General features: G+C 73.9%; 23 protein-coding genes. 13 read left to right on the top strand and 10 right to left on the bottom strand.

The window, feature by feature from the left end:
* Nucleotides 1-3: 3 nt before the first annotated feature.
* Nucleotides 4-1,890, bottom strand: coding sequence for a sensor histidine kinase (locus ACQP04_RS14540; RefSeq protein WP_433507561.1), 1,887 nt, complete (start codon nt 1,888-1,890; stop codon nt 4-6).
* Nucleotides 1,887-2,582 carry a response regulator gene (locus ACQP04_RS14535; protein ID WP_433507560.1) on the bottom strand — a complete coding sequence of 232 codons (696 nt, stop codon included), beginning with the start codon at nt 2,580-2,582 and terminating at the stop codon, nt 1,887-1,889. Before ACQP04_RS14535 ends, ACQP04_RS14540 begins: the two co-directional genes overlap by 4 nt.
* Nucleotides 2,583-2,748: 166 nt before the next feature.
* Here ACQP04_RS14535 and ACQP04_RS14530 point away from each other — a divergent pair, with 166 nt between their 5' ends.
* Complete coding sequence (locus ACQP04_RS14530; RefSeq protein ID WP_433507559.1) at nt 2,749-3,450, top strand: lysostaphin resistance A-like protein; 702 nt, start codon at nt 2,749-2,751, stop codon at nt 3,448-3,450.
* Nucleotides 3,451-3,513: 63 nt separating this feature from the next.
* Here ACQP04_RS14530 and ACQP04_RS14525 read toward each other — a convergent pair whose 3' ends face one another.
* The 4 genes from ACQP04_RS14525 to ACQP04_RS14510 are packed head-to-tail and all read right to left on the bottom strand — an operon-like array spanning nt 3,514 to nt 7,786.
* Nucleotides 3,514-5,016 (bottom strand): MFS transporter, encoded by a 1,503-nt coding sequence (locus ACQP04_RS14525; RefSeq protein WP_433507558.1) that lies wholly within the window; start codon nt 5,014-5,016, stop codon nt 3,514-3,516.
* A gap of 3 nt (nt 5,017-5,019) precedes the next feature.
* Entirely contained in the window at nt 5,020-5,718 is a 699-nt protein-coding gene (locus tag ACQP04_RS14520) for a 3,4-dihydroxy-2-butanone-4-phosphate synthase (protein WP_433507557.1), read from the bottom strand.
* Nucleotides 5,715-6,548: an alpha/beta fold hydrolase gene (locus ACQP04_RS14515; RefSeq protein ID WP_433507556.1), complete on the bottom strand. Its 834-nt coding sequence runs from the start codon at nt 6,546-6,548 to the stop codon at nt 5,715-5,717. Before ACQP04_RS14515 ends, ACQP04_RS14520 begins: the two co-directional genes overlap by 4 nt.
* Complete coding sequence (locus ACQP04_RS14510; RefSeq protein ID WP_433507555.1) at nt 6,545-7,786, bottom strand: LLM class flavin-dependent oxidoreductase; 1,242 nt, start codon at nt 7,784-7,786, stop codon at nt 6,545-6,547. Before ACQP04_RS14510 ends, ACQP04_RS14515 begins: the two co-directional genes overlap by 4 nt.
* Nucleotides 7,787-8,179: 393 nt before the next feature.
* On the opposite strand from ACQP04_RS14510, the gene ACQP04_RS14505 reads away from it, so the two are divergent.
* The 9 genes from ACQP04_RS14505 to ACQP04_RS14465 are packed head-to-tail and all read left to right on the top strand — an operon-like array spanning nt 8,180 to nt 18,176.
* The gene (locus ACQP04_RS14505; protein ID WP_037047303.1) at nt 8,180-9,124 is read left to right on the top strand and encodes an ABC transporter permease; all 945 of its coding nucleotides are present in this window, start codon (nt 8,180-8,182) and stop codon (nt 9,122-9,124) included.
* Complete coding sequence (locus tag ACQP04_RS14500) at nt 9,121-10,101, top strand: ABC transporter permease (protein WP_081924227.1); 981 nt, start codon at nt 9,121-9,123, stop codon at nt 10,099-10,101. Before ACQP04_RS14505 ends, ACQP04_RS14500 begins: the two co-directional genes overlap by 4 nt.
* Nucleotides 10,098-11,120, top strand: coding sequence for an ABC transporter ATP-binding protein (locus ACQP04_RS14495; RefSeq protein ID WP_433507554.1), 1,023 nt, complete (start codon nt 10,098-10,100; stop codon nt 11,118-11,120). The genes ACQP04_RS14500 and ACQP04_RS14495 overlap by 4 nt, the downstream gene beginning before the upstream one ends.
* Nucleotides 11,117-12,166 (top strand): ABC transporter ATP-binding protein, encoded by a 1,050-nt coding sequence (locus ACQP04_RS14490; protein ID WP_433507553.1) that lies wholly within the window; start codon nt 11,117-11,119, stop codon nt 12,164-12,166. The genes ACQP04_RS14495 and ACQP04_RS14490 overlap by 4 nt, the downstream gene beginning before the upstream one ends.
* A complete protein-coding gene (locus ACQP04_RS14485; protein WP_433507552.1) occupies nt 12,163-13,224 on the top strand; it encodes a zinc-dependent alcohol dehydrogenase in 1,062 nt (353 codons plus the stop codon). Before ACQP04_RS14490 ends, ACQP04_RS14485 begins: the two co-directional genes overlap by 4 nt.
* Before the next feature lies 1 nt (nt 13,225).
* The gene (locus ACQP04_RS14480; RefSeq protein WP_433507551.1) at nt 13,226-14,182 is read left to right on the top strand and encodes an NADP-dependent oxidoreductase; all 957 of its coding nucleotides are present in this window, start codon (nt 13,226-13,228) and stop codon (nt 14,180-14,182) included.
* On the top strand, nt 14,179-14,970 hold the full coding sequence (locus ACQP04_RS14475; RefSeq protein ID WP_433507550.1) for an SDR family NAD(P)-dependent oxidoreductase: 792 nt from the start codon (nt 14,179-14,181) through the stop codon (nt 14,968-14,970). Before ACQP04_RS14480 ends, ACQP04_RS14475 begins: the two co-directional genes overlap by 4 nt.
* A gap of 25 nt (nt 14,971-14,995) precedes the next feature.
* Nucleotides 14,996-16,549: an ABC transporter substrate-binding protein gene (locus tag ACQP04_RS14470; RefSeq protein ID WP_037047314.1), complete on the top strand. Its 1,554-nt coding sequence runs from the start codon at nt 14,996-14,998 to the stop codon at nt 16,547-16,549.
* 58 nt (nt 16,550-16,607) lie between these two features.
* Complete coding sequence (locus ACQP04_RS14465; RefSeq protein WP_433507549.1) at nt 16,608-18,176, top strand: ABC transporter substrate-binding protein; 1,569 nt, start codon at nt 16,608-16,610, stop codon at nt 18,174-18,176.
* On the opposite strand, the gene ACQP04_RS14460 is transcribed toward ACQP04_RS14465, so the two are convergent.
* The 4 genes from ACQP04_RS14460 to ACQP04_RS14445 form a co-directional block, all read right to left on the bottom strand.
* Nucleotides 18,145-18,699, bottom strand: coding sequence for a hypothetical protein (locus ACQP04_RS14460; RefSeq protein ID WP_433507548.1), 555 nt, complete (start codon nt 18,697-18,699; stop codon nt 18,145-18,147). The genes ACQP04_RS14465 and ACQP04_RS14460 overlap by 32 nt on opposite strands.
* Nucleotides 18,700-18,743: 44 nt before the next feature.
* Nucleotides 18,744-19,910, bottom strand: coding sequence for an acyl-CoA dehydrogenase family protein (locus ACQP04_RS14455; protein WP_433507547.1), 1,167 nt, complete (start codon nt 19,908-19,910; stop codon nt 18,744-18,746).
* Nucleotides 19,907-21,019 (bottom strand): acyl-CoA dehydrogenase family protein, encoded by a 1,113-nt coding sequence (locus ACQP04_RS14450; protein ID WP_433507546.1) that lies wholly within the window; start codon nt 21,017-21,019, stop codon nt 19,907-19,909. Before ACQP04_RS14450 ends, ACQP04_RS14455 begins: the two co-directional genes overlap by 4 nt.
* A gap of 274 nt (nt 21,020-21,293) precedes the next feature.
* On the bottom strand, nt 21,294-21,962 hold the full coding sequence (locus tag ACQP04_RS14445; protein ID WP_433507545.1) for a TetR/AcrR family transcriptional regulator: 669 nt from the start codon (nt 21,960-21,962) through the stop codon (nt 21,294-21,296).
* A 177-nt stretch (nt 21,963-22,139) separates the two neighbouring features.
* On the opposite strand from ACQP04_RS14445, the gene ACQP04_RS14440 reads away from it, so the two are divergent.
* The 3 genes from ACQP04_RS14440 to ACQP04_RS14430 all read left to right on the top strand — a co-directional run bounded on the left by ACQP04_RS14440 (nt 22,140) and on the right by ACQP04_RS14430 (nt 25,534).
* Nucleotides 22,140-23,723 carry an ABC transporter substrate-binding protein gene (locus ACQP04_RS14440; protein WP_433507544.1) on the top strand — a complete coding sequence of 528 codons (1,584 nt, stop codon included), beginning with the start codon at nt 22,140-22,142 and terminating at the stop codon, nt 23,721-23,723.
* Between the two features lie 198 nt (nt 23,724-23,921).
* Nucleotides 23,922-24,713, top strand: coding sequence for an SDR family NAD(P)-dependent oxidoreductase (locus ACQP04_RS14435; protein ID WP_433507543.1), 792 nt, complete (start codon nt 23,922-23,924; stop codon nt 24,711-24,713).
* 47 nt (nt 24,714-24,760) lie between these two features.
* Entirely contained in the window at nt 24,761-25,534 is a 774-nt protein-coding gene (locus ACQP04_RS14430; RefSeq protein WP_433507542.1) for an alpha/beta fold hydrolase, read from the top strand.
* Nucleotides 25,535-25,536: the final 2 nt, after the last annotated feature.

Raw genomic sequence — 25,536 nt, 5'->3', positions numbered from 1 at the left:
CGCCTACCGGGGAGCGTGCAGCCGAGGCAGCCGGGCCCGCACGATCCACCCGTGGCCGGCAGGCCCGGCCTCGACCTCGCCACCCAGCAGCGCGGTCCGTTCGCGCATCCCCACCAGCCCCAGTCCCGTGCCGGCCGTGGCGGGCACGTGGCCGGGCAGCACCCCGCTGTCCCGGACCTCCACCGCGACCTCGTCCGGACCGTGCTGCACCGTGACGGAGGTCGGGGACGCCCCTGCGTGCCGCAGCACGTTGGTGAGTGCCTCCACCACGATGCGTCGCGCGAACAGGTCCGCCTCTCCCTGGTCGGGCGCGGGCTCGCCGTCGACCCGCACCGTCACCGGGAGCCCGGCCGCCTGCACCGGGACCACCAGCTCCTCGACGACCGCGCCGGTCAGCGGGGCGTTCCGCACGGCCGGCGGGGTGAGGTCGGAGAGGGTCTCGACGGCCTCGGCGATCCGCCGCCCGCCCTCCTCGATGTGCCCCAGGGCCGTGGCCAGCGCCGCGGGTCCGGTGCGCGCGGCCGAGGTCTGCACCGCGACCGCCGACACGTGGTGCGCGACGAGGTCGTGGAGCTCGCGGGCGATGCGGAGGCGCTCGTCGGCGAGGTTCGTCCGGGACCGGCGCGCCGACTCGTCGGCCCGCCTGCGCCGCCTGCGCTCTCCGGTGTGCCGCACGAGGACCCCGACGCCCCACAGCACCAGGGGACCGGCCGCGGTGAGCGCCGCGTCCACCGCGGGAGGCCCCCCGGACGGCGGCTCGTCACCGAGCAGGTGCGCGGCGGTCGTCGCGGCCGCCACCGCCACGACGACCGGTGCGGACACCCGGACCGGCACGGCGACGCCCACGCGGTAGGCCAGCACGAAGCCGCCGAGCTGCGCGATCGCGTTCGCCGCACCGGCGAGCCGCAGCACGACGTCGGCCGCCGTCGCCACCACGAGCGCGGGCACCGGCGTGGTCCGCCACCAGGCGACCGCGGCGACCTGGACGGCGAGCAGCCACAGGAGCACGGGTCGGTCGACGGGCAGGCCGAGGGTCGGAAGCAGCGGATCGAGCTCCGGCCTCCCGCCCGGCTGCAGGTCCAGCCCGGCGACCAGCACCATGGTGACCCCGCCCACCACGACCAGGAGGAGCCCGGAGGTCGACGGCGGCCGCGGCTCCCACCACCGCCGCCGCGGGTCCGCCGGGACCGGGGCGGGCTCGATCTCGGCCGAGCGGAGCACGGTGACGACGCGCCGCATCGCGGCGAGTGCACGGCGGGCGACCTGACGCAGCTCGGCGAGCACCGGCTCGGCCGCGCCCGCCGCCGCGGCCGGACGCACCGCGGTCGTGAGCTCGACGAGACGGCGCAGATCGGCGAGGACCACGGCACCCAGCTCGTCGGCGATGCGCCGGCGCTCGGCGCTCACCAGCTCCGCCTGCCGCGCCTGCTCGGCCGCGGCGTGGCGGCGCTCGTCGCGTTCACGGGCGGTGCGGCGCAGCCGTCCGAGCGCCCAGAACAGCAGTGTGACCAGCAGTATCGTCGCCACGAAGTCGACCGTGGAGTACGCCGGATGCCACCGGCCCGAGACGACGACCGACACGGTGAACGCGGCGGCGAGCACGGCGTCGTTGCCGCCGTGCAGCCCGACGAGGAGCGCGAGCAGCGGCCACGCGAGCACTCCCGGTCCGAGGTCCAGGCCGGGCACCGTCGTCGCGATCGCGACCGCCGCCGTGGCGGTCACCGAGGACGTCCGCACCAGGAGGAGGGCCGCCACGTCGACGAGGGTCCCCACCACCGCGAGGGCGGTCGCCGCGGGCGGCGAACCGGACCCGAGGACGGGGACGAGGACCGCCGCCAGGACGGCCGCGACCACGACGTCGACGCCCGCGGGCCGCCGCAGGGCGCTCATGCGCCCGGTGCCCGACCGGCCAGTCCGGTCTCGAAGGCGTGCACGACGAGCTGGACGCGATCCCGCAGGCCGAGCTTGAGCAGCAGGCTGGAGACGTGCGTCTTGACCGTCGACTCGGCCACGACGAGCGCGGCGGCGATCTCGGCGTTGCTCATCCCGCGGGCGACCAGCGCGACGACGTCGCGTTCGCGCCCGGTGAGCGGGACCGACGCGGCGAGCGCCGGTGCGGACGTCGGCGCGGACGTCGGCGCGGACGTCAGCGGGGCGTCGGACCGGACGAACGCCTCGATCAGCCGCCCGGTCACCTCGGGGGCGAGGAGGGAGTGCCCGGCGTGCACGGTGCGGACCGCGTCGCACAGCTCGTCCGGCTCGATGTCCTTGAGCACGAACCCGCTGGCCCCGGCGCGCAGGGCGTCGAACACGTACCGGTCAAGGTCGAACGTCGTCACCATCAGGACGCGCACGCCGAGGCGCTGCCCGACGATCCGGCGCAGCCCCTCGATGCCGTCGCAGCCGGGCATCTGCACGTCCATCAGCACGACGTCGGGCCGGATCTCGGCGGCCCGGCGCGCCGCGTCGGCGCCGTCGGCCGCCTCACCCACCACCGTGATGTCGGGGTCCGTGTCCAGCACCACGCGCAGACCCGCGCGCACGACGGCCTGGTCGTCGGCGAGGAGCACCCGGATCGGCACGCGCCGATTCTGCCCGCGACGCCCGTCCTGTCGCCTCCGCCGTGAGGAGGAGGTCCGTGCGGCGGAGGCGCCCCGGCCAGGTCCCGTCCCACGACGGAAGCGCCTGGTCGTCGCCGGTTCCTAGCGTTGCGGGCACCTCGAACCGACCCGGACCCCGGAGGCCGCGATGTCCGCACCGACCGCCACCCGCCCGCTGCCCGCCCCCGACACCACGTCCCGTCGCGCGCCGGGATGGCCCGAGTTCGTCCTCGCCCCGGTCGGCCTGATCGCGATGGACGTCGTGATCGGTCTCGGGCTGCACGTCGCCGGGTGGGGCGAGAACGTCCTCGTCGTCCTCCTCGCCACGGTGCTCGGCACGTTCGGGCTGGTCGGGCTCCTGCTCGCCCTCCGCGTCCGCTCCTGGGCGCCTCTCCGCCTCGGTGTTCCCGCCGTCCGCTGGGTCGTCGCGGGGGCCGCTGCGGGCGTGGGGCTGCGGCTCCTGTGCATCCCGATCGGCCTCGCCTGGCAGGCCCTGACCGGCGACACCGGCAACCCGCAGCAGTTCCTCGTCGACGCGGTCACCGCCGGTGGCTGGAGCCTGGCGATCATGCTCCTTCTCGCCGGCCTCGCGGTCCCGCTGGCCGAGGAGATGCTCTACCGCGGCGTGGTCTACTCCTCCCTGCGCCGCTACGGGCCGGTGGTCGCCGCTCTCGGCAGCTCGGTGGTGTTCGGCCTGCTGCACCTGTCCCCGGTGGTGATCATCGTGGCGTTCCTGCTGGGCCTGGTGAACGCGGTGCTGGTCGAGCGCACGGGCTCGCTGTGGCCCGCGGTGGCGAGTCACGTCGTGTTCAACACGAGCGCTCTCGTCCTGGCCGCCACCCTCTTCTGAGTCCCTGGGGGCCCGCGCCGCGCTCCCCCGGGGGCGCGGCTCCGGCCGGCGCCGGGTGCCGGGTCAGGGCAGGGACCCGGTGGCCGGCAGCGTGGCGCCCGGGTCGAGGTCGCGCTCGTCGGGAGCGGGGGTGCGGCCGGGGAGGAGGACCGCGGCCGCGACCGCACCGCCGAGCGCGAGGAAGGCCAGCACGAGGACCGCGGACCGCTGGCCCTCCACCGACGCGCCGAGCGGCGTGTTGCCCGCGGCGAGGGCGCGCGTCGTCGCGGTCGCAGTCAGCACGGTGACCACGGCGATGGTCACCGCCGCGCCGATCGCCTGCGTGCTGTTCAACGCACCGGCGCCGACGCCGTGCCGGGACCGCGGGACACCGGACATCGCCGTCACCGTGCAGCTCACGCTCGCGGCCCCGGTTCCCGCACCGAGCAGCAGGAACGGCACCAGCAGGTCGGGCGCGAACGCGACCGAGGGGCCGTAGGCGCGGGACAGGAGGAGGGCGCCGGCCGCCGAGACCAGCATCGCGACCGGCACCAGGACCCGCGGCCCGATCAGGTGCAGGGTGCGCGACGCGATCTGGGCGACCACCGCGGTCAGCGCGGCCCACGGCACGAAGGCCAGGCCCGCCCGCAGGGCCGACCAGCCGAGCGTCTCCTGCATGAACAGCGAGGTGGTGAAGTAGGCGCCGATCCCGGTGCCCGCGGTGACCAGGACCAGCGCGAACGCGAACGAGGTCCGCCTGCGGAACAGACCGAGGGGCAGCAGCGGCTCGGGGCTGCGCACCTGGGAGACCACGAACGCGGCGGCGAGCGCGACGGCTGTCCCGAGCAGGACCCCCGCGACCGGGAGCCCGCCGGGGACGCGCAGCTCGCCGAGTCCGAGGACCAGCGCGGCGACGGCCGCGGTGCACGTCGCCCCGCCGAGCAGGCCGAGCCGCGGCCGGCGTCCCTCGGGGACCCCGGCCGGGACGAGGAGCAGCACCGCGGCCGCCGCGACGATGCACACCGGCACGTTCACGAGGAAGATCCACTGCCAGCCGCCCGCGGAGGTCAGCAGGCCGCCGAGCACGTTGCCCAGGGTCGCGCCGATCGCGCCGACGGCGGCCCACGCGCCGAGCGCAGTGCTGCGATCTCGGGGCGCAACGAACACCGAGGTCAGCAGCGCCATCGCGGCGGGCGAGGCCATCGCGGCCCCCAGGCCCGCGAGGGCCCGCGCCCCGATCAGCACCCAGGACCGGTCCGCGACCGCGCACAGCAGCGAACCCGCCCCGAACACCAGTAGCCCGGACAGGAACAGCCGGCGCCTGCCGAAGACGTCCGCGCACCGGCCGCCGAGCAGCAGCAGGCAGCCGAAGGTCAGCGGGAACGCCGTCAGCACCCACTGCAGCTCGCCGGCCCCGAGCCCGAGCTCACGGCGGATGACCGGCAGCGACACCGTCACCACGGTGCCGCCGACGAGCATCATGAACTGCACGCTGCACATCAGGACCAGGAACGCGCCACGCCGGGCGACGACCGGCGCCGCGCCGGGCGGGGCCGTGCCGGACGGGGCGGCGGAGATCGGGCCCACCCGTCAGCCGGCCCGCGCGACCCGGGCCGCCGCACGGTCCGGCGGAGCGGGCCGCGCCGATCCCGCCCCGGCGGGCCGCGGGATCGACGGGGCGGCGAGCCGCGAGATCGGCAGGGCCGGCACCCCGAGCCGGCGGGCGAGGGCGCGCGCCGGACCGGCGGCTCCCGGCCCGAGATCGGGGGCCGCCGCGACCAGGCCCGCCGGCGCGAGCCCGGCCCGCAGGCACAGGTCGACGGCCGCCTCGGCGGGCCGGGGCCGGGCGGCGAGCCCGTCCGGGTGGGCGCGCAGCGGGAGCACGTGACCCGGCAGCACGAGGTCCGCGGCCGTGGTGGCCGGGTCCGCGAGGGCCCGGACCGTCGCGGCCCGGTCCCGGGCCGAGATCCCGGTGGAGACGCCCACGGCCAGGTCCACGGACACCGCCACCGCGGGCCGCTCGGCCGACCAGCCCGCCGTCATCGGGGGGATCCGCAGCGCGTCGAGCCGCTTCCCCGGCAGCGCGACGCACAGCAGCCCGCCGGACTCCCGGACGACGAGCGCCACGATGGACGTGTCGGCGAGCTCCGCGGCGGCGACGAGCACGACCTGCGGGGTGGCCGCCAGGTCGTCGAGCAGGACGACCGGACGCCCCGCCGCGATGGCCGCGACGGCCCGATCGACCGCCCTGTCGACGGCACCGACCGGGCCGAGGGCCGGCGCGCTCACCGGTCGGCCCCGAGGTAGGCGGTGATCGCCGCGAGGGTGTCGTCGAGGTACTCCACGACCATGCCGTGCCCACCCCGGGGCAGGACCTGCAGCGTGCCGCGCGGCAGCAGTTCGGCCATCTCCACGGACTGCGCGACGGGCGTCAGCACGTCCTCGGCGCCGGCGAGCACCAGCGTGGGAGTGGTCGCCGAGGGCAGGTCGGCACGGGAGTCGTAGACGCGCAGGCCCGCGGCCTGCGCCTCGAACCCGGCGAGCGTGGTCGGGTGCGGGTCCTTGCGCGCCAGCTCCGCCTGCGCCTGCGCGGCGGCGTGGTCGGCGAGCAGGCGCGGGGTGAACGCCCAGGGCATCCCGTGGATCCCGACGGACACCGGATCCACACCGGCCCGGCGCAGTGCGAGGCCGGCGTCGAGCCAGGCGTCCTGCACGCCGGTGTACGAGGGGAAGGCGTTGAGCAGCACCGCCTTCGACAGCACGTCGCCGTGTCGGACCAGCATCGACTGCAGCACCGAACCGCCCAGCGACCACCCGACGGCCGCGACCGGGCCGAGCCCGAGGTGCCGGACCAGCGCGGCGGCGTCGTCGCCCAGGGTGTCGATCGGGTACGGGCCGGGCGGGACCTCCGACAGCCCGGTCCCCCGGTTGTCGAACGTGATCACGGTGAAGCCCTCGCGGAGCCGCGGCGCGGCAGCGGCCCACGCGAGGGAGCTGAGTCCGAGCCCCGCGATCAGCAACAGCGGCGGGCCGTCCCCGGCCACCTCGTACCGGAGCCGGACGCCGTTGACCTCAGCGGTGTTCTCCCCACCCCGCCGGCTGCCGTCCCCCGTGCTCACGAGCCCGCCACCAGCGAGGGCGCCCCGACCCGGGCCCGGCTGACCGCCGGGGTCCAGTGGTCCGGCTGGTCCGCCCACAGGTCCCGCAGCTGCGGGATCACCGTGGTGCCGAACAGGTGCGTGTTCATCGCGGCCGTCTCCTCCGGAAGGTTGCCCATGTGCAGCGACGCGATCAGCTGCCCGACCCGCAGCTCGGTCGCCAGCTCGCGCAGCCGCTGCGCCACCCGGTCCGGGGTGCCGGCCACGATGTAGCCCTTCTCGTCGTACTCCCAGAAGCTCATCTCGCCGGTGACCGCCCGCCGCTTGTCCTCCACGGCCTGCGGCGACGTCGTCCGGCCGAGCATGCCGCGCAGGGCCGCGGACGAGTGGTAGCCCGGGGGCGTCGCCCACCGCACGGCGGGATCCCGGACGCGCTGGAAGTAGCGCACGGCCTCGGCGTACTTCTCCTCCGCCTCCCGGTCGGTGTCGGCGACGCAGACGATCTGCGTGAACGCCATCCGGTGCGGGTTCATGTCGCCGTCGTGCGCCGCCACGTAGTCCCAGTAGCCGTCGACCAGCGGCTTGGCGGCCTTCAGGCCGGAGAAGGACAGGTGGCCGTAGCAGTAGTTCTCGCGGGTCACGAGCTCCCAGGTCTCCGGGCTCGTCGAGCCGGGGACCCAGATCGGCGGGCGGCGCTGGATCGGCCGGGGCCAGAGGTTGACCTGGCGGAGCTGGGTGTAGCGGCCGTTGAAGGTGAACGGCTCCGGTTCCTCCCAGGCGCGCAGGATCAGCTCGCGCGCCTCGTGGAAGCGCTCGCGCAGCTCGATCGGCGGCCGCCCGTAGGCGTGGGTCGAGTCCATCGGGGTGCCGAACACGAATCCCGCGATCAGCCGCCCCTCGGACAGGCAGTCCAGGTAGGCCAACTCCTCGGCGACGCGCGTCGGCGGGTTGTAGAGGGCCAGGGAGTCGCCGATCACGAGGATCGCGGCCTTCTCGGTGCTGCTCGCGACGCTGGCCGCGAGCAGGTTCGGCGAGGGCGTCATGGCGAACGGGGTCTGGTGGTGCTCGTTGACGGCGAGCCCGTCGAAGCCGTCGCGGTCGGCCTGCTGCATGAGCCGGATGAACATCCGGTAGTTGGCGCCGACCCGCTCGGCGTCGGCCATCGCGATCGGGCTGTCGACCCAGCCGCCCTGCCCCGCCGCCGGGAACCCGGGCGGCAGGCCGTCGTACGTGACCTCCGCGAACCAGTGGAACTTCACCGTTCCGCCTCCTGACCTCACCGCGGCTCCCGGCACCTGCCGGGCACGGGGCCAGCGTGGGCGGCCGTCGGCGGGGGGGACAATGGGGATCCGCACAGCAGTTCCGGTGTCGTCGTGGACATCGTCCCAATGCGGGCGCCGGATCGAGCGGGAAACGGCGCCCGGGCGATTTCCCGGCGAAATCGGACGCGCCGCCCATTGCCCGCCACGGGCCGCCTCGCTTAGCGTCCGAAGCCGACGCCGACCGTCGATCCCCCTGCTGAGACCGGCCCGAAGAACCCGCCGACGGGTTCTGCCGTCCCCTTCCCGGGCGACCCCCGGAACGGGGCCGCGTGCTGCCCGGAATTTCCCGAGAATCGATGCGCCGACTTCAACGAGGAGGTTGAGCATCCCGTGCTGAAGTTCTTTCTGACGCGCGTGGCGACCACCGTTCCCGTACTCCTGCTGGTGACCTTCGTCGTCTTCGGCCTCGTGCTGCTGATCCCGGGCGACCCGGCCGTCACGATCGCCGGCCCGGAGGCCACGGTCGAGCAGGTGGCGGCCGTGCGGGAACGGCTGGGGCTCGACCGCCCGATGGTCGTCCAGTACTGGGACTGGATCACCTCCGCCCTGTCGGGCGATCTGGGCACCTCGCTGTTCACCAGCCGTCCGGTCGCCACCTCGATCGGGGACGGGCTCCCCGTCACGCTCGCCCTCGCGGGATCGGCCCTGGTCATCTCGCTGCTCATCGCGGTGCCGACCGCGATCGTGTCGGCGCTGCGCCGCGGGACCTGGTTGGACCGGATCTCGAGCATCGGCTCGTCCCTCGGTATCGCCCTGCCGTCGTTCTGGCTCGGCCTGATGTTCGTGCTGCTGTTCAGCCTCACCCTCGGGTGGCTGCCGGCGACGGGCTACGTCCCCATCGAGAAGGATCCCGCCGCCTGGGCCTCGCACATCCTGCTGCCGGCCCTGACCCTCGGCATCGCCGGCGCCGCGGAGAGCGCCCGGCAGCTGCGCGGCTCGATCATCGGTGTGCTGCAGCAGGACTACGTCCGCACGGCGCGGGCGAAGGGCCTGCGGGGGCGGGTGGTGATCGGCAAGCACGTCATGAAGAACGCGAGCGTCCCGCTCGTCACGGTCCTGGGCCTGCAGATCACCGCGCTGCTCGGCGGCGCCGTGCTCGTGGAGCAGATCTTCGGCGTCCCCGGCCTCGGCCAGGTCGCGCTCAACGCGGTGACCACCCGCGACATCCCGGTGATCCAGGGGATCGTGCTGGTCGCCGTGCTCGTCGCGATGCTCTCGAACCTGCTCGTCGACCTCACGTACGGCTACCTCAACCCGAAGGTGCGGCCCCGATGACCAACGTGGAGAAGAAGTCGGAGGCCGCCCGGGAGCCGTCGGCGCAGGTCGCGCCGGAGGCACCCGCGGCCTCGGCGATGCCGGCCGGCGCCCCCGCGTCGGTCTCGGCCGAGGCACTGGCCCACGGTGGTGGGGCGTGGGCGGACTTCCGGCGCCGGGTCGGCGGCAACCGGGGCGCGATGATCGCGCTCGGGGTCCTGTCCCTGCTGGTCGTCGTGGCCCTGATCGGACCGTTCATCACCCCGGCGGACCCGAACGCGCAGAACCTGCGCGCCGTGCTGCTGGACCCCTTCTCCCCCGGCCACCTCCTGGGCACCGACCAGCTGGGCCGCGACATCCTGAGCCGGCTGATCGTCGGCACCCGGGTGTCCCTGCTCGCCATCGCGCTGGCGCTGGCCGTGGCGATGGCGATCGGGGTGCCGTTGGGCTTCCTCTCCGGCTTCCTGTCCGGCCGCTTCGACCAGGTCGTCATGCGGCTCAACGACGCGGCGATGAGCTTCCCGCCGCTGCTGCTCGCGATCGCCCTGGTCGGCGTCCTCGGCCCGAGCCTGCGCAACGCCATGTTCGCCGTCGGGATCCTGATGGCGCCGCGGTTCCTCCGGCTGGTCCGCGGCGTGGTCCTGGGGCTCAAGGAGGAGACCTTCGTCGAGGCCTCACGCAGCATCGGCACCCCGACCTGGATGGTCATCCTCCGGCACATCCTGCCGAACACCCTGTCCCCGTTGACCGTCGCGATCGCCGTCACCGCCGGCTACGCGATGCTGTCGGAGGCGGGCCTGAGCTTCCTCGGCCTCGGCGTCCAGCCGCCCGACGCGAGCTGGGGATCCATGATCCGCGAGGGCTTCCTCTACTTCGGACGCTCGCCGTGGCTGGGCATCTTCCCGGGCGTGCTGATCGCGCTGACGGTGTTCACGTTCGTGACGCTCGGCGACGGCCTCCGCGACGCCCTCGGCCGCGAGGAAAGGACCGAGTCGTGACGGCGACCCAGAACGCAGCCACCTTGACCGACACCACCCTCGAGGTCGACAACCTCGTCGTCGACGTCCTCACCGAGTCCGGGTGGGCGACGGTCGTCGACGGGGTGAGCTTCTCCGTCCGGCGCGGGGAGACGCTCGGGATCGTCGGCGAGTCCGGCTCCGGCAAGAGCGTGACCTGCCTGTCGATCGCCGGACTGATGCCGCCCAAGCAGACCCGCGTCCGCGCCGACACCCTGCGGCTGCTCGACCACGACCTGACCCGGCTCTCCCCCAAGCAGATGTCCGACGTTCGCGGGCCGACGATCTCGATGATCTTCCAGGAGCCGATGAGCAGCCTGAACCCGGCGTTCACGGTCGGCGACCAGATCGCGGAGGTGCTGCGCAGGCACGAGGGCGCGAGCCGGCGGGAGTCGAAGCGCCGGGCGGTCGAGCTGCTGGACCGGGTGGGCGTGCCCAGCCCGGCCCGGCGGGCCACCCAGTACCCCTTCGAGTTCTCGGGCGGCATGCGCCAGCGCGTGATGATCGCGATCGCGCTCGCCTGCAACCCCGACGTCATCGTGGCCGACGAGCCGACCACGGCCCTCGACGTCACCGTGCAGGCCCAGATCCTGGAGCTGCTGCGGGAGATCCAGCGCGAGCACGGGATGTCGGTCGTCTTCATCACCCACGACCTCGGCGTGGTCGCGGACATCTGTGACCGGGTGCTGGTGATGTACGCCGGGCAGATCGTGGAGAGCGCCGGGCTCGACGAGCTGTTCGAGGACCCCCGGCACCCCTACATGGAGGGGCTGCTCGCCGCCATGCCCCGGATGGACAACCCGTCCGAGGCGCTGGCGAGCATCCCGGGCCACCCGCCCCGGGTCGGCGCGATGCCGGAGGGCTGCCGCTTCCACCCGCGGTGCCGGTACGTCGCCGAGGCCTGCACGGGCGGGCCGACGCCGCCGCTGGAGCTCGTCGCCGCCCACCACACCACCCGCTGCCTGCGCCACGCCGAGCTGACCCTGAAGGGGAACCCGTGACCGCCCAGTCCCTGCCCGGGAGGGCGGATCCGCTGCTGACCGTCCGCGACCTGGAGGTCACCTTCGCCCCGCGCAGGCGGCTGTTCCGCGAGCGGATCGAGCTCAAGGCGGTCGACGGGGTGAGCTTCGACCTGACCGAGGGCGAGACCCTCGGCCTGGTCGGCGAGTCCGGCTGCGGCAAGTCGACGACGGCGCGCGGCCTGATGCGCCTGGTCGAGCCGACCGGCGGGTCGGTGCGGCTGGAGGGCCGCGAGCTCCTCGGCCTGCCCGCGAAGGAGCTGCGCAGCGCACGCCGGGACATCCAGATGGTCTTCCAGGACCCCTACTCCTCACTGGACCCGTCGATGCTGGTCCGGGACTCGATCGGCGAGCCGCTCGACGTGCACGTCAAGCTGGGCCGCACCGAACGCGTGGAGCGGGTCGCGGACCTGCTGCGCCGGGTCGGGCTCCCGCCGGAGTACATGACCCGCTACCCCCACGAGTTCTCCGGCGGCCAGCGCCAGCGGCTCACCATCGCCCGCGCGATCGCCGCGGACCCGAAGATCCTGGTGCTCGACGAGGCCGTCTCGGCCCTCGACGTCTCCACCCAGAACCAGGTCATCGGGCTGCTGGAGGAGCTCTCGGCCGAGATCGGCCTGACGTACCTGTTCATCGCGCACGACCTGTCCGTCGTCCGGCACATCTCCGACCGGGTCGCGGTGATGTACCTCGGGCAGATCGTCGAGCACGGCGACGCCGCCCGGGTGTTCGACGCCCCAGCCCACCCCTACACCGAGGCGCTGCTGTCCGCCGTGCCCGTGCCATCGCCCCGGACCCAGCGCAGCCGCGAGCGGATCGTGCTGTCCGGCGACCCGCCGGACCCCTCGCGGGTCCCGCCGGGCTGCCGGTTCCACACCCGGTGCACCTACGCGATGGACGTCTGCCGCACCGAGGTCCCGCCGCTCACGCCCGCGCAGGGCTCCGGCGAGGTGGCCTGCCACCTGCACACGGCCGGTCCCCGTCTCGGGGGCGCGTCGGTCCGGACCCTGGCCCGGGTGTCCGCATGAGGAGCGCGGTCTGGGAGGGCGTGGGGCGGATCGGGCTGGTCGAGGTCGAGGATCCCGTCCCCGGCCCCGGGGACGTGGTGCTGGACGTCGCCGCCTGCGGCATCTGCGGGTCGGACGTGCACGCCTTCGCCGAGGGCGCCTGGATCACCCCGGGCGCGCCGATGGGCCACGAGTTCTCGGGCACGGTCGCCGCGGTCGGATCCGGGATCCGCGGCCTGAAGGTCGGGGACCGGGTCGCGGTGAACCCCATGGGCCCCTGCGGCTCCTGCCGCCAATGCTCCCTCGGCCGCACCAACCTCTGTGCGGCGCCCGCCTCCAGTGCACGCGGCGGGCTCTCGGACAAGGTCCTCGTGCCGAACGCGGAGTCCGGCGCCCGGCTGCACCGGATGCCCGACTCGATGAGCGTCGAGGAGGGCGCCTTCCTCGAGCCGCTCTCGGTCGCGACCCGGGCCGTCGCGACCGCCGCGCCCGAGCTCGACGGGCCGCTCGTCGTGGCCGGGCTCGGCTCGATCGGGCAGTGCGTGCTGCGGGTGCTGCTGGCCCACGGCGCGCGGGACGTCGTCGGGATCGACGTCTCCCCCGCCCGGCTCGCCTCGGCATCGGGGCTCGGCGCGACGGTCCTCGACGCGCACACCGACGACCCGCGGACGTACCTGCTGGACCGGTGGGGCACCTCGACCTCGCCGTACCAGGTCGCGGGGAACGTCGGCACCTTCTTCGAGTGCTCCGGCGCCCCCGCGATCACCGCGCTCGCCACCGAGGTCGTCCGGGCGGGCGGGACGGTCTCGGTCGCCGGCCTGGTCGGTGCGAGCCCGCCGGTCGACCTGGACACGGTGGTGCAGAAGGAGCTCCGGCTGCTCGGCAGCTTCGCCTACACCGGGCCCGACGCGACCGAGGCCTTCCGGCTGCTCGCCGACGGCCTGGTCGACGTCGCCCCGCTCGTGTCCCACCGCGTCCCGCTGAGCCGGGTCGCCGACGCCTTCGACACCCAGCACGCCGTCGCCGGCTCGGTGAAGGTGCTCGTCCTGCCCGACCCCGTCGCTCCCGAGGAGTCCTGACATGTACGCCGTGGGCATCCCGCACCCGGGTGGTCCCGAGGTGCTGCGGCTCGTCGAGCTGCCCACCCCCGAGCCCGGTCCGCGGGAGATCCGGATCCGCACCACCGCCGCGGCGGTCAACCCGACCGACACCGCCTTCCGCCAGTGGGGCCCGCGGGAGTCGGAGGGCCTGCCCGCCCCGTGGGTGCCGGGGATGGAGATGGCCGGCGTGGTCGACGCCGTCGGCCCCGACAGCGCCTGGGCCGTCGGAGAGCGGGTGATGGCGATCGTCATGCCGCGCCGCGCGCTGGGCGGGGCCCAGGCCGAGTACGTCGTGGTGCCGGACAACGCGGCCGCGGCGATCCCGGACGGCATCAGTGACGTCGAGGCCTCCACGCTCCCGATGAACGGCCTGACCGTCTACTCCGCACTGCTGCACCTCGGGCTCACCGCCGGGCAGACGCTCGGCGTGACCGGGGCGGCCGGGGCCGTCGGCGGGTACGCGATCGAGCTCGGCCGGATCGCCGGCCTGCGGGTCGTCGCCGACGCGTTCGCGCAGGACGAGGGGCTCGTCCGCGGCCTGGGCGCCGACGTGGTGGTGCCGGCCTCGCGCGACGTGACGGAGGAGATCGCCGCGTTCCGGGCCGCCGTGCCCGACGGGGTGGACGGGCTGATCGACGCGGCGGTCCTCGACGCGGGAGCCCTGCCGATCGTGCGCGACGGCGGCGCACTGGCCACCGTCCGGTTCTGGGCGGGCCCGACCGAGCGGGACATCCGGGTCCACCCGGTCATGGTCCGCGACCACCTCACCGACGGCGCGGAGATCGCCAAGCTCGCCCAGCTCGTGCTCGACGGGCGGCTGACCCTGCGCGTCGCCGACACCTACCCGGCCGCCGAGGCCACCGCCGCGCACCGACGGCTGCAGGCGGGCGGTACCCGCGGCCGGCTCGTGCTCACCTTCGGAAAGGACCCTCGATGAGGTTGACGGGCAAGGTCGCCGTGATCACCGGCGGCGCGAGCGGGATCGGGCAGGCGACCGCGGTGCGGTTCGCCGAGGAGGGCGCCGACGTCGTCGTCGGCGACCTCCGGGACGGTGCCGAGACGGTCGCGCTGGTGGAGAAGGCCGGCCGCTCCGCGCGGTACGTGCGGACCGACACGACCTCGGAGGCCGACTGCGAGGCGCTGGTCGCCGCCGCGGTCGAGGCCTTCGGGCACGTCGACGTCGGCGTGGCCGCGGCGGGCGTCGCCACGGCACAGGGGGCCAGCAACATCCAGACCCGCGCGGCGCGGGGCGACGCCACGCACGTCGTCAACCTCGAGCCGGACAACTTCCGCCGCGTGCTCGACGTGAACGTCCTCGGGGTGCTGTTCACCGACCGGGCGCTGGCCCGGCAGATGCTGGAGCAGGGCACGGGCGGGTCGATCGTCAACATCGCCTCGACCGCGGCGAAGATTCCGCTGGCGGGCGCGTCGCCGTACTGCGTGTCCAAGGCCGGGGTCTGGATGCTCACCAAGGTCATGGCCCTGGAGCTGGCGCAGACCGGGGTCCGGGTCAACGCCGTCGGACCCGGCTACACGGCCACGCCGATGATCGCCGGGCTCGAGGACAACGAGCCCGCCTACGCGATGGCCATGAGCATCACGCCGATGAACCGGCTCGGCACCGCGACCGAGTCCGCCGACGCGTGCCTGTACCTCGCGAGCGACGAGTCGTCGTTCACCACCGGGCAGATCCTGCACCCCGCCGGTGGCCAGTTCACGGGCTGACGCCCCGACCCGAGAGGAGCGCCCGGTGAGGGCTCCTTCGTCCCGGCGGCTGATCGCCGGGCTGATCGCCGTGTTCGCGCTGCTGGTCACCGCATGCGGAGGCGGCGGCGCGGGCTCCGGCGCCGCCGCGCAGCCGGACCCGAACGCGATCCTGCGCTACGCGTTCGTGCAGAACGTCTCCAGCTTCGACCCGCACCGCTCCAGCAACGCCTGGGACATGGTCAACCTGCGGCTGGTCTACGACCAGCTGCTGCAGGAGGACCAGAACGGCGAGATCGTCCCGATGCTCGCCACCGGGTACGAGTTCCTCGACGGCGGCACGGTCCTGCAGCTGACCCTGCGCGACGACGTCACCTTCCACGACGGCACGAAGTTCGACTCCGCCGCGGTCAAGGCGAACCTCGAACGCGCCAAGACCCTGGAGACGAGCGCGGTCAAGGGCGCGCTGCGGGCGATCGCCTCGATCGACACCCCGGACCCGACCACCGTCCGGCTGAACCTGAGCTCGCCGGGCGGCAACCTGCCCGCCCTGTTCACCGAGCGGCACGGCTCGATGATCAGCCCGGCGGCGTTCGACAACCCCGACCTGGACCAGAAGCCCGTCGGCTCCGGCATGTTCACCATGACCGAGTACGTGCCGGGCCAGGTGACCCGGTACACGAAGGCGCCGAACTACTGGGACCCCGACGCCGTCAAGGTCGCCGGCGTGGAGGTCTACGTCCAGACGTCGTCGCCGACCCGGCTGAACATGCTGACCACCGGTCAGATCGACATGACCTACCTGGACCCGTCCACGCAGGACCAGGCGGTGGCCGCGGGCCTGCACGTCGAGCCGTCGCAGAGCACCACGATCTTCCGGATGACCGTGAACACCGCGAAGGCGCCCTTCGACAAGCTCGAGGTGCGGCAGGCGATGGAGCACGCCATCGACCGCCGGGCGATCGTCGACGGCGTCCTGTTCGGCATCGGCGCGCCGACCTCGCAGCTGATCCCGCCGGGGCACTGGGCGTACGACGACAAGGTCGCCTGGGACGGCCCGGACTACGCCTACGACCCGGAGAAGGCGAAGCAGCTGCTGGCGCAGGCCGGGTACCCGGCGGGGGCGGACTTCGAGATGCTCATCCCCGCTCTCGACGACCACCGCGCCGTCTCCGAGGCCGTCATCCCGATGCTCGAGGCCGTGGGCCTGCGGCCCCGGACCCGGGTGATCGAGCCCGCGACCACGCCGGCCACGTTCTTCGGCCGCCAGGAGGGCAACGCCTACATCGGCGCGAGCGCACCGTTCGTCGACCCGTCCACCCAGTACGAGTCGAACCTGACCGGGCAGTTCACCAACCCGTGGAACACGACGTCGCCGGAGTTCACCCAGGCCTGGAACGACTCCCTGGTCGGCGCGACGCGCGAGGAGCGGCTGCCCGCGGTGCACCGGATGATCGAGGACGAGAAGGACCTGCGGCGCCAGTTCGGCATCTACGCGGCCCAGCCGCCGAGCGTCTGGACCGACAAGGTCATCTTCCCGCCGGGATACCGGCCCGCGTACGCGCCCGTGTTCCGCGGCATCGCGGTGGCAGCGGGCTGATCCGGCTCCGCCGGGCAGCGGCGGTCGGTCGGAGGAGACGAGGGAGACGAGGAGCGCAATGGGGCGTGACAGGAGAGCGTCGACGAGGGTGCTGGCGGTGCTGGTCGCCGTGGTGGCCCTGCTCGCCGCCGCGTGCGGCGGCGGGAGCGGGGGCGGGACGGGTTCGGGGCAGGCCACGCAGGCCGACCCGAACGCCACCCTGCGCTTCGCCTGGTCGCAGGCGGTGTCGACCTTCGACCCGCACAGGTCCGGCAACCCCTGGGACAACGTCGTCTACCAGCTGCCCTACGACCACCTGATCCGGGCGGACACGTTCGGCGAGCTCACGCCGCAGCTCGCCACGAAGTGGGAGTTCGTCGACGACGGCAAGGCCTTGGTGCTCGACCTCCGCGACGACGTCACGTTCGTCGACGGCACCAGGTTCGACGCGACCGCCGCGAAGGCGAACCTCGACCGGGCGCGGTTCTCCGAGACGAGCGCGGTGAAGGGGCTGATCCGGGCGATCCAGGACGTGCAGGTCGTGTCGCCGACCCAGGTGCGGATCAACCTGAACGGGCCCGGCGGGAACCTGCCCAACTTCCTCTCGAGCTCGGCGGGCGTGATGATCAGCCCGGCGGCCTTCGACAACCCCGACCTGGACCAGAAGCCCGTCGGCTCGGGCATGGCGACGCTGGTCGAGTACGTGCCGAACCAGGTCGTGCGGTTCGAGCGGAACCCGAACTACTGGGACAAGGAGGCCGCCAAGGCCGCGAAGTACGAGATCTACGTGCAGCCCCAGGCCACCACCCGGATGAACATGCTGATCGGCGGCCAGGCGGACATCGCCAACCTCGAGGCCTCGCAGGCCGACCAGGCCAAGGCGGCCGGGCTCAACGCCGAGGCCTCGGCGAGCACCGCGATCCTCAACTTCTTCATGAACCCGGGCAAGGCGCCGTTCGACAAGCTCGAGGCCCGGGAGGCACTGGAGCACTCCATCGACCGCACGGCCATCGTCGACGGCGTGTTCTTCGGCTACGGGACGCCCGTCGCCCAGTTCCTGCCCCCGGACCACTGGGGCTACGACCCGGCCGTCACGCCGGACGCGCCGGGCTTCAACCACGACCCGGCACGCGCCAAGCAGCTGCTCGCCGAGGCCGGCTACCCGAACGGCGTCGACATCGAGTTCCTGATCCCGGGCATCGACAGCCACCGCTCGGCGGCCGAGGCCCTGATCCCGATGCTCGAGGCGGGCGGGTTCCGGGTGAAGCCGCGGGTCATCGACGCCGCCACCACGGCGGACACCTTCTTCGCGCGCGAGGAGGGCAACGCGCTGATCGGCATGGGATCCCCGGTGGGCGACCCGACGACGGCCTATCTCCCGGAGCTGCCGGACCAGTTCTACAACCCGTGGAACGTGAGCACGCCGCAGTTCGTGACGGCGTACGGCGCCGCGCTCCTCGGGACCGACCCGCAGGCCCGCACCCCGGCGGTGCGGCAGATGGTCGAGAGCGAGAAGGACATCCGCAAGCGCGTGCCGATCCACCAGCACACCCCGCCGATGGCCTTCACGAACAAGGTGGTGCTGCCGTCCGAGGGCTACCGGGTGAACTTCATGTTCAGCCTGCGGGGGGTCGGCGTGGGCGCGTGACCATCCGGCTGGTCGCCGCGACCAACGGGACCGTCGTGCCGTCCCGCCGGTGCGCCGCGGTGTGGCTCACCACCGTGCCGCCGCCCTCGGCCGGGGTGGGGGTGAGGTCCGCCGCGGCGGGTCTCGCAGGCCGTCGCGTACGGCGAGGACAGGTGACCGTCCCGGCAGCGGCGCAGGAGCAGCTCGCCGCGGGGGGGGCGTCGAAGAACTCCGCGGTCGCGGCGTCCCGTGCGACCTTCCCGACCATCAGGCCCTCCCGGGGGCGTGCGGGGACAGGACGAGCGTGGAGTGGTGGTCGAGCACACCGCCGTTGCCGGACACCAGGATGAGCCTGGCCCCAGCCGTGCACGTGCACCGGCGGCCGGGCCAGCCCCGCGGCCCGCTCCGCCGACGTCACGACGACGGCGATGCCGCCGTTGGACACCAGGCAGCAGTCGAGCAGGTGGAAGGGCTCGGTGATCCAGCGCGAGGCGTGGTACTGCTCCAGGGTCAGCGGGTCCCGGAACTGGGCGCGCGGGTTCATGCCCGCTGCCCGACGGCGATGTGCCCCAGCTGGTCCTGGGTGCCTCACCCACTGCGCACCTCCGAGAACGGGACGTCGCGGTCCACCTCGTACTCCTTCGGCAGGCCGAGGATCCGCTCGGCGATGATGTTGCGCTGGATCTGGTCGGTGCCCCCGCCGATCGAGGTGAAGTAGGCGTTGAGCGCCAGGAAGGTCGCCTCGTCGCCGATCGGCTCCTCCGGCCCTTCCACCATGGCCCGCGGGCCCGCCAGGCTCGCGCGCACGCGGGCGCTCTCGTGCAGGATCCGGGACATCGCGAGCTTGCCCAGCGACATCACCGACGACGAGGAGCCCTGCTCGACCTCGGCCTTGGCGCGCACCGCGTTCCACTCGTTGACCTTGCGCAGCGCGGCCACGCGGGCGAGGTCCTGGCGCACCACGGGATCGCCGAGCCGGCCGGTCTCGGCGGCCAGCCTCACCAGCTCGTCGCCCATCTCGGCCATGCCCGTGTCCGAGCGCCCCGCGCGGGCCCGGTCCCCCATGACCGACCGCTCGTAGGCCAGCGCGGTCTGCAGCACGCGCCAACCCTCGCCGAGCCCGCCGAGCCGGTGCTCGTCGGGCACCCGCGCCCCGGTCAGGAAGACCTCGTTGAACTCCGACTCCCCGGTGATCTGCCGCAACGGCCGGACCTCGACGCCGGGCTGCCGCATCGGGAAGAGGAAGAAGGACAGGCCGCGGTGCTTCGGGACGGACCAGTCGGTGCGGCACAGCAACATCCCGTAGTCCGCGGTGCGGGCCGACGAGGTCCAGACCTTCTGCCCGTCGACGACCCACTCGTCCCCGTCGGGGACCGCCCGGGTGCGGACGGCGGCGAGGTCCGATCCCGCGCCCGGCTCGCTGTAGAGCAGACACATCGCCACCTCGCCCCGCAGCATCGGGCCGACGAACCGCTCCTTCAGCGCGTCCGAGCCGAAGCTCAGCACGGTGGCCGCGTACAGGTTGTGCCGGTCCTGCCCGGAGCCCGGGGCGCCGACGCGGCGGAACTCCTCCTCCACGACGAGGCCGTCGTCGTCGGACAGACCGCGGCCGAACCAGCGGCGCGGCCAGCGCGGCGCGGCCCACCCCGCCTCGACGACCGCCGCGACGAACTCCGTGCGGGGGCGGCCTGCGCTCATCGTCGCGGGGTCCCATTCGGCTGCCAACCAGGCGGCGACCTCCGCGCGCACGCTCATGCCATGCTCCTCTGCAGGTAGCGCTCCCGGTGGTGGGCGGCATCCCCGAGCAGCTGAGCGCTCGTCCGGGCCCGGCGCAGGTAGAGATGGGCCGCCTGCTCCCAGGTGAAGCCGATCCCGCCGTGGATCTGGATCGAGTCCGCCGCGATCCGCACGAAGGCGTCGGAGCAGTAGGCGCGGACGAGGCTCGCCAGCGCCGGCAGGTCCGGGTCGCCCTCGTCGGCCGCCGCGGCCGCCCAGCGCGCCGCGGAGATCGCCGACTCGGACTCCAGCAGCAGGTCCGCGAGCATGTGCTTGATCGCCTGGAAGCCGCCGACGGGCCTTCCGAACTGCACCCGCTCCTTGGCGTAGGCGACCGTCCGCTGCAGCACGAAGGCTGCGGCACCGGCCTGTTCGGACGCGAGCGCGACGGCGGCGAGGTCGAGCGTGCGGTCGAGCACCGGGCCTGCGGTCCCGTCCCGGCCGAGCAGCTCACCCGGGGTGTCCGTGAACGTCACCCGCGCCTGTCTGCGCGTCCGGTCGACGGTCTGCAGCGGGCGCCGCTGCGATAGCCGGCCGTCCACGGCGAAGAGCGAGAGGCCCGCCGGAGTGCGGGCGGGGACCAGCAGGAGATCGGCCGCGTGCCCGTCGACGACGTACGGCTCCTCCCCCGTCAGCCGCCAGCCCTCGGCGGTGCCCGCCGCGGCGACCCCCGAGCCGGGCGGACGGCGGCCCGGGTCGGCCGCCGACACCGCCACGGTCGCGATGGTGTCGCCGGCGGCGATGCCGGGGAGGTACCGGGCCTGTGCCTCGGCGTCGTCGGACTCCAGCAGCAGGGTGGCGGCGAGGGCGACGGTGGCGAACAGCGGTGCGCAGAGCAGCGCTCGTCCGGCCTCCTCCAGCACGATCCCCAGCTCGACGCGCCCCGCGCCGGCGCCGCCGTGGTCCGCGGGGACGATCAGCCCCTGCAGGCCGAGCTCGCCCGCCATCCGCTTCCAGACCGCGGGGTCGTGCCCGGTCCCGGTCTCCATCAGCCGGCGGACCTCGGCCTCCGGCGAGCACTCGGCCAGGAACCGCCGCACGGCCGCCCGCAGGTCGGCGTGCTCGGGCGGCACGGCGAAGGCCGGCATCTCCACCTCCGTCGGTTACGGACGACCGTCATCCGATATCGCCCGACCGTAGGCGCCGCTCGCGCGACATCGCAAGAGTGCCCCGGGGGGCCGCCACCGCGCCGTCTATTGCGGACGGCGACAGTTCGATTCAGCGTCCGGAGGGCTGTCTGACCGACGCACGGGGCGAGGTGGGCATTCCGCGATGGCCGTCGTCGACAGTCCCGCCGGAACGGCTGAGCTTGCGGCGCGCAACAGGCGCTCGAGTCGGCGGCGGAGGCCCGCGGCCTGCCCCTCATCCCGCGCCAGGCCGTCCCTGCAGCACGAGGTCGACGAGCTCCGCCGCGTACCGCTCGCCGCCCGCGATCACGACCTTGCGCAGCCGGTCCGGGGTGGCGAGGGCGTGGTTGAGCATGGCGCCGCACACCGCGTCGAGAACGAGGGTCGGCGAGGTGCCCGCGGCGAGCTCGCCCCGCGCGATGCCGCGGCGGACGATCGCCCGGGCAGCACGCACCCGCTCCTCGTTGCGGCGGGCGTAGAGGTCGGCGAACACCTCGGGATGGGTGCGGGCGTCGACCAGCAGCCGCAGGCCCGCGATCCCCCGCGCCCCCAGGTACTCGACGAGGAGCTGGCGGGCGAGCACCACCAGCTGGTCCCGCACGGACCCGGTGTCCGGCACGTCGATCCGGGTGCCCGAGCGCTCGATCGCGTCGACCAGCAGTGCCCGCGCGGACAACCAGCGGCGGTAGAGGGCGGGGCGGCCGACGCCCGCGCGGCGGGCGACCGCCTCGAAGTTGAACCCGGCCCACCCGAGGTCCGCGTAGACCTCCAGGGCGGCCTCGAGCACCTTGCGGTCGACCTCGGGGTCCCGCGGGCGGCCGGCCCGGCGCGCGGGCGCCCCGGCCGCGCCGCCCGGGACGCCGGCGCGGTCCGCGGCGCCGCCCGCTCCGGGACTCGTCGACATGGCCGGAGTATCGCACCCGATGTGCGTCCGCCCATTCGACGCGGCCCACGGCTGGTCGGACTTCCGTTGTCCCCCGACGTGCCCGCGGTCACAGTGACGGACGTCCCTACGCGCGGGCGGATCCGGGTGGTCCGGCGCCCCGCGCCGTCCCCGGCCCGCTCAGACGAGGAGACCCGTGTGACCACAGCAACGACGCTGCGCCGCACCCGTTCGAGAGTGGCGGCGGTCCTGCTGGCCGTCCTGGCGGTGGTGCTGGCCGCCTGCGGCGGCGGCACCGGTGGCTCCGGCGGAACCGGCGGGTCCGGGGGCGGGACGATCGACCCGAACGGCACGTTCCGCTACGTCTTCGTGCAGAACCCGTCCACGTTCGACCCGCACAAGTCCGCCAACCCGTGGGACATGATCTTCTTCCGGCTCGTCTACGACCAGCTCATCCGGGAGAACGAGAACGGCGAGCTCGTGCCCCAGCTCGCCACCTCCTGGGAGTTCGTCGACAACGAGACCGCACTGGTCATGAAGCTGCGCGACGACGTCACCTTCTCCGACGGCACGAAGTTCGACGCCGCGGCGGTCAAGGCGAACATCGAGCGGATGAAGACCCTCGACGGCAGCACGCAGAAGGGCGCTATGGCCCGTGTCGCGGGCGCCGACGTCGTCGACCCGACCACCGTCCGGATCAACCTGTCGGGCCCCGGCGGCAACCTCCCCGCGCTGTTCAGCGGCACCCCGGGCAGCATGATCAGTCCGGCCGCGATGAAGAACCCCGACCTCGACCAGAAGCCGGTCGGCTCCGGGATGGCCCGGCTGGTCGAGTACGTCCCCGGCCAGGTCAGCCGCTACGACCGCACCGAGGGCTACTGGGACCCGGAGGCCGCGAAGGCCGCGCACTACGAGATCTACGTGCAGACCTCGGCGCCGACCCGGTTGAACATGCTGCAGACCGGCCAGGCCGAGCTCACCTACCTGGACCCGTCCCAGGCCGACCAGGCCAAGGGCGCCGGGCTCAACACCGCCGAGTCCAAGAGCCTGTCGATCATGTCGATGTACATGAACACCGGCAAGCCGCCCTTCGACAAGCTCGAGGTCCGGCAGGCGTTCCAGCACGCGGTCGACCGCCAGGCGATCGTCGACGGCGTGTTCTTCGGCCTCGGCAAGCCGGTCGCGCAGTACATGCCGCCCGACTACTGGGCCTTCGACCAGGCCGTGACCCCGGACAACCCGGACTACAGCTACGACCCGGCCAAGGCCCGGCAGCTGCTCGCGCAGGCCGGCTACCCGAACGGCGTCGACTTCGAGATGCTCGTGCCCAGCCTCGACGACCACCGCGCGGTGGCCGAGGCGCTGGTGCCGATGCTCGCGGAGTCCGGGCTGCGCGCCACGACCCGGGTGATCGAGTCGCCCACCACGCCGCAGACCTTCTACGGCCGCCAGGAGGGCAACGCCTTCCCGGGCATGGGCGCGCCCTTCCAGGACCCGACCACCGTGTACCAGGCGAGCCTGCCGGGCCAGTACGCCAACCCGTGGAACACCACCACCCCGGAGTTCGAGAAGGCGTGGCTCGACGCGCTCAGCGGCGCGACCCGGGACGCCCGGCTCCCGGCGATGCACCGGATGATCGAGGAGGAGAAGCGGATCCTCAAGAGCTTCCCGCTGCACGCGCACTACCCGCCGTCGGCGTGGACCGACAGGGCGGTGTTCCCGGAGGGCTACCGGCCCGCCTACGCACCGACCTTCTACGGCGTCGGGGTCACCGCGGGCTGACGCCGACGGGCCCGGTGGGGAGGGGGCGCACCCCGCCGGGCCACCGCGGCGGCGCGGGTGGAGGAACACCCACGGATCCCGCCCGAGGGGTGGGCATCCGTCCGTTGTCCCTCCCCCGCGCCGATCGCAGACTCGGGTGCGGGGCACCGCTCGTCGGAACCGCCCCGCACCCCACCCCACCAGCACGGGAGGCCCGGCATGCGGCTCGACGGCAAGGTCGCGGTGATCACCGGCGGCGGCTCGGGCATCGGCGCGGCGACCGCGCGGACCTTCGCCCGGGAGGGCGCGGCCGTCGTGATCGCCGACATCGACGAGGCGGCGGCCGAGAAGGTCGCGGCCGAGGTCCGGGAGGCGGGCGGGACGATCGAGGCGCGGGTCTGCGACGCCTCGCGGCCCGAGGAGATCGACGCCCTGATCGGGTTCGCGCTGGATCGCCACGGGGCGCTCGACGTGCTGCACAACAACCACGTCGCCTTCGAGTCGGGCCGCGTCGGCGACCTCTCACTGGAGGGGTTCCGGCGCTCGCTCGACGCGAGCCTCGTCGCCTACTGGTACGCGATCAAGGTCGCGCTGGTGCCGATGCTGGCGCAGGGCCGCGGGGCGATCGTCAACACCGCCTCGGTGTCCGGGCTCGCCGGCGACTACGGGCTGGGCGCCTACAACGTGCTCAAGGCCGGCGTCGTCAACCTCTCCCGGGTCACCGCGATCGAGTACGCCCGCAAGGGCATCCGCTGCAACGCGGTCTGCCCGGGCCCCATCGGCACCCCGCCGATCGACCGGCTCCACGACGCCGCCCCGCAGATCTGGTCGGACATCCGGGAGGCGATCCCGATGGGCCGGTACGGCCGGGCCGAGGAGATCGCCAACGCCGTGCTGTTCCTCGCGTCCGACGAGGCGTCCTTCGTCACCGGCACCCACCTGGTCGCCGACGGCGGGCTGTGGGCCCACTCGGGCATGCCGCCGATCGGCGGGCTCGGCCCGGACTTCTGACCTCCGACCTGCTCCACACCAGAACCTGCTCACGAACCGGGAGCGACATGACCACGCTGGAGATCCCGAACATCGGGACGTTCGACGTCGAGCTGTGGGAGGAGGGTTCCGGCACACCGCTGCTCTACCTGCACGGGTACGAGCGCCATCCCGGCGCCGCCGGGTTCCTGAAGCGGCTCGCCACGGACCACCGGGTGCTCGCGCCCGAGCAGCCCGGGTACGGGAACTCGACCGGCTTCGAGCACTTCACCGACGTCCAGGACGTCGCGCTGTTCTACCGCGAGCTGGTCGAGTCGTGGGGTCTCGGGTCCGTCGACGTCGTCGGCCACTCGCTGGGCGGGATGTTCGCGGCCGAGCTCGCCGCGATCGCCCCGCAGCTCGTGCGCCGCCTCGTGCTCGTCAACGCCTACGGCCTCTGGCTCGACGACGAGCCGACGCTCGACCCGTTCGGGCCCGCCGACCAGGTCAAGGCCGCGAAGTGGCACGCGGGGCCGCCCGACGTCGAGCCCACCAACTTCGTGCCCGACCCGGACGACCCGCACGCGCCCATCCTGTTCTCGGCCCGCAACCTCGGGTCCGCCACCAAGTTCATGTGGCCCATCGCCGACCGCGGGCTGCGCCGCAGGCTGCCGCTGATCGACGCGCCCACGCTCGTCGTGCACGGGACCTCCGACGGGCTGCTCCCCGTCTCGTACGCCGAGGAGTTCGTGCGGCTGATCCCGGACGCGCGGCTGCACCGCATCGAGGCCGCCGGGCACTACCCGATGGTCGAGCAGGAGGACGAGTTCGTGTCCGCCGTGTCGGCCTTCCTGGCCGGCTGAGG

This window comes from Pseudonocardia halophobica, from assembly GCF_050948485.1.
Classification (GTDB): domain Bacteria; phylum Actinomycetota; class Actinomycetes; order Mycobacteriales; family Pseudonocardiaceae; genus Pseudonocardia; species Pseudonocardia halophobica.
Note: the sequence above shows the minus strand (reverse complement) of the source record. Positions and strands in the feature narration are given on the sequence as shown.

Bases quoted from the DNA above. Each gene is read 5' to 3' on its own strand.
- ACQP04_RS14540 (WP_433507561.1), bottom strand. From the start codon at position 1,890: ATGAGCGCCCTGCGGCGGCCCGCGGGCGTCGACGTCGTGGTCGCGGCC.
- ACQP04_RS14530 (WP_433507559.1), top strand. From the start codon at position 2,749: ATGTCCGCACCGACCGCCACCCGCCCGCTGCCCGCCCCCGACACCACG.
- ACQP04_RS14500 (WP_081924227.1), top strand. From the start codon at position 9,121: ATGACCAACGTGGAGAAGAAGTCGGAGGCCGCCCGGGAGCCGTCGGCG.
- ACQP04_RS14485 (WP_433507552.1), top strand. From the start codon at position 12,163: ATGAGGAGCGCGGTCTGGGAGGGCGTGGGGCGGATCGGGCTGGTCGAG.
- ACQP04_RS14480 (WP_433507551.1), top strand. From the start codon at position 13,226: ATGTACGCCGTGGGCATCCCGCACCCGGGTGGTCCCGAGGTGCTGCGG.
- ACQP04_RS14475 (WP_433507550.1), top strand. From the start codon at position 14,179: ATGAGGTTGACGGGCAAGGTCGCCGTGATCACCGGCGGCGCGAGCGGG.
- ACQP04_RS14465 (WP_433507549.1), top strand. From the start codon at position 16,608: ATGGGGCGTGACAGGAGAGCGTCGACGAGGGTGCTGGCGGTGCTGGTC.
- ACQP04_RS14460 (WP_433507548.1), bottom strand. From the start codon at position 18,699: ATGAACCCGCGCGCCCAGTTCCGGGACCCGCTGACCCTGGAGCAGTAC.
- ACQP04_RS14455 (WP_433507547.1), bottom strand. From the start codon at position 19,910: ATGAGCGTGCGCGCGGAGGTCGCCGCCTGGTTGGCAGCCGAATGGGAC.
- ACQP04_RS14450 (WP_433507546.1), bottom strand. From the start codon at position 21,019: ATGCCGGCCTTCGCCGTGCCGCCCGAGCACGCCGACCTGCGGGCGGCC.
- ACQP04_RS14445 (WP_433507545.1), bottom strand. From the start codon at position 21,962: ATGTCGACGAGTCCCGGAGCGGGCGGCGCCGCGGACCGCGCCGGCGTC.
- ACQP04_RS14435 (WP_433507543.1), top strand. From the start codon at position 23,922: ATGCGGCTCGACGGCAAGGTCGCGGTGATCACCGGCGGCGGCTCGGGC.
- ACQP04_RS14430 (WP_433507542.1), top strand. From the start codon at position 24,761: ATGACCACGCTGGAGATCCCGAACATCGGGACGTTCGACGTCGAGCTG.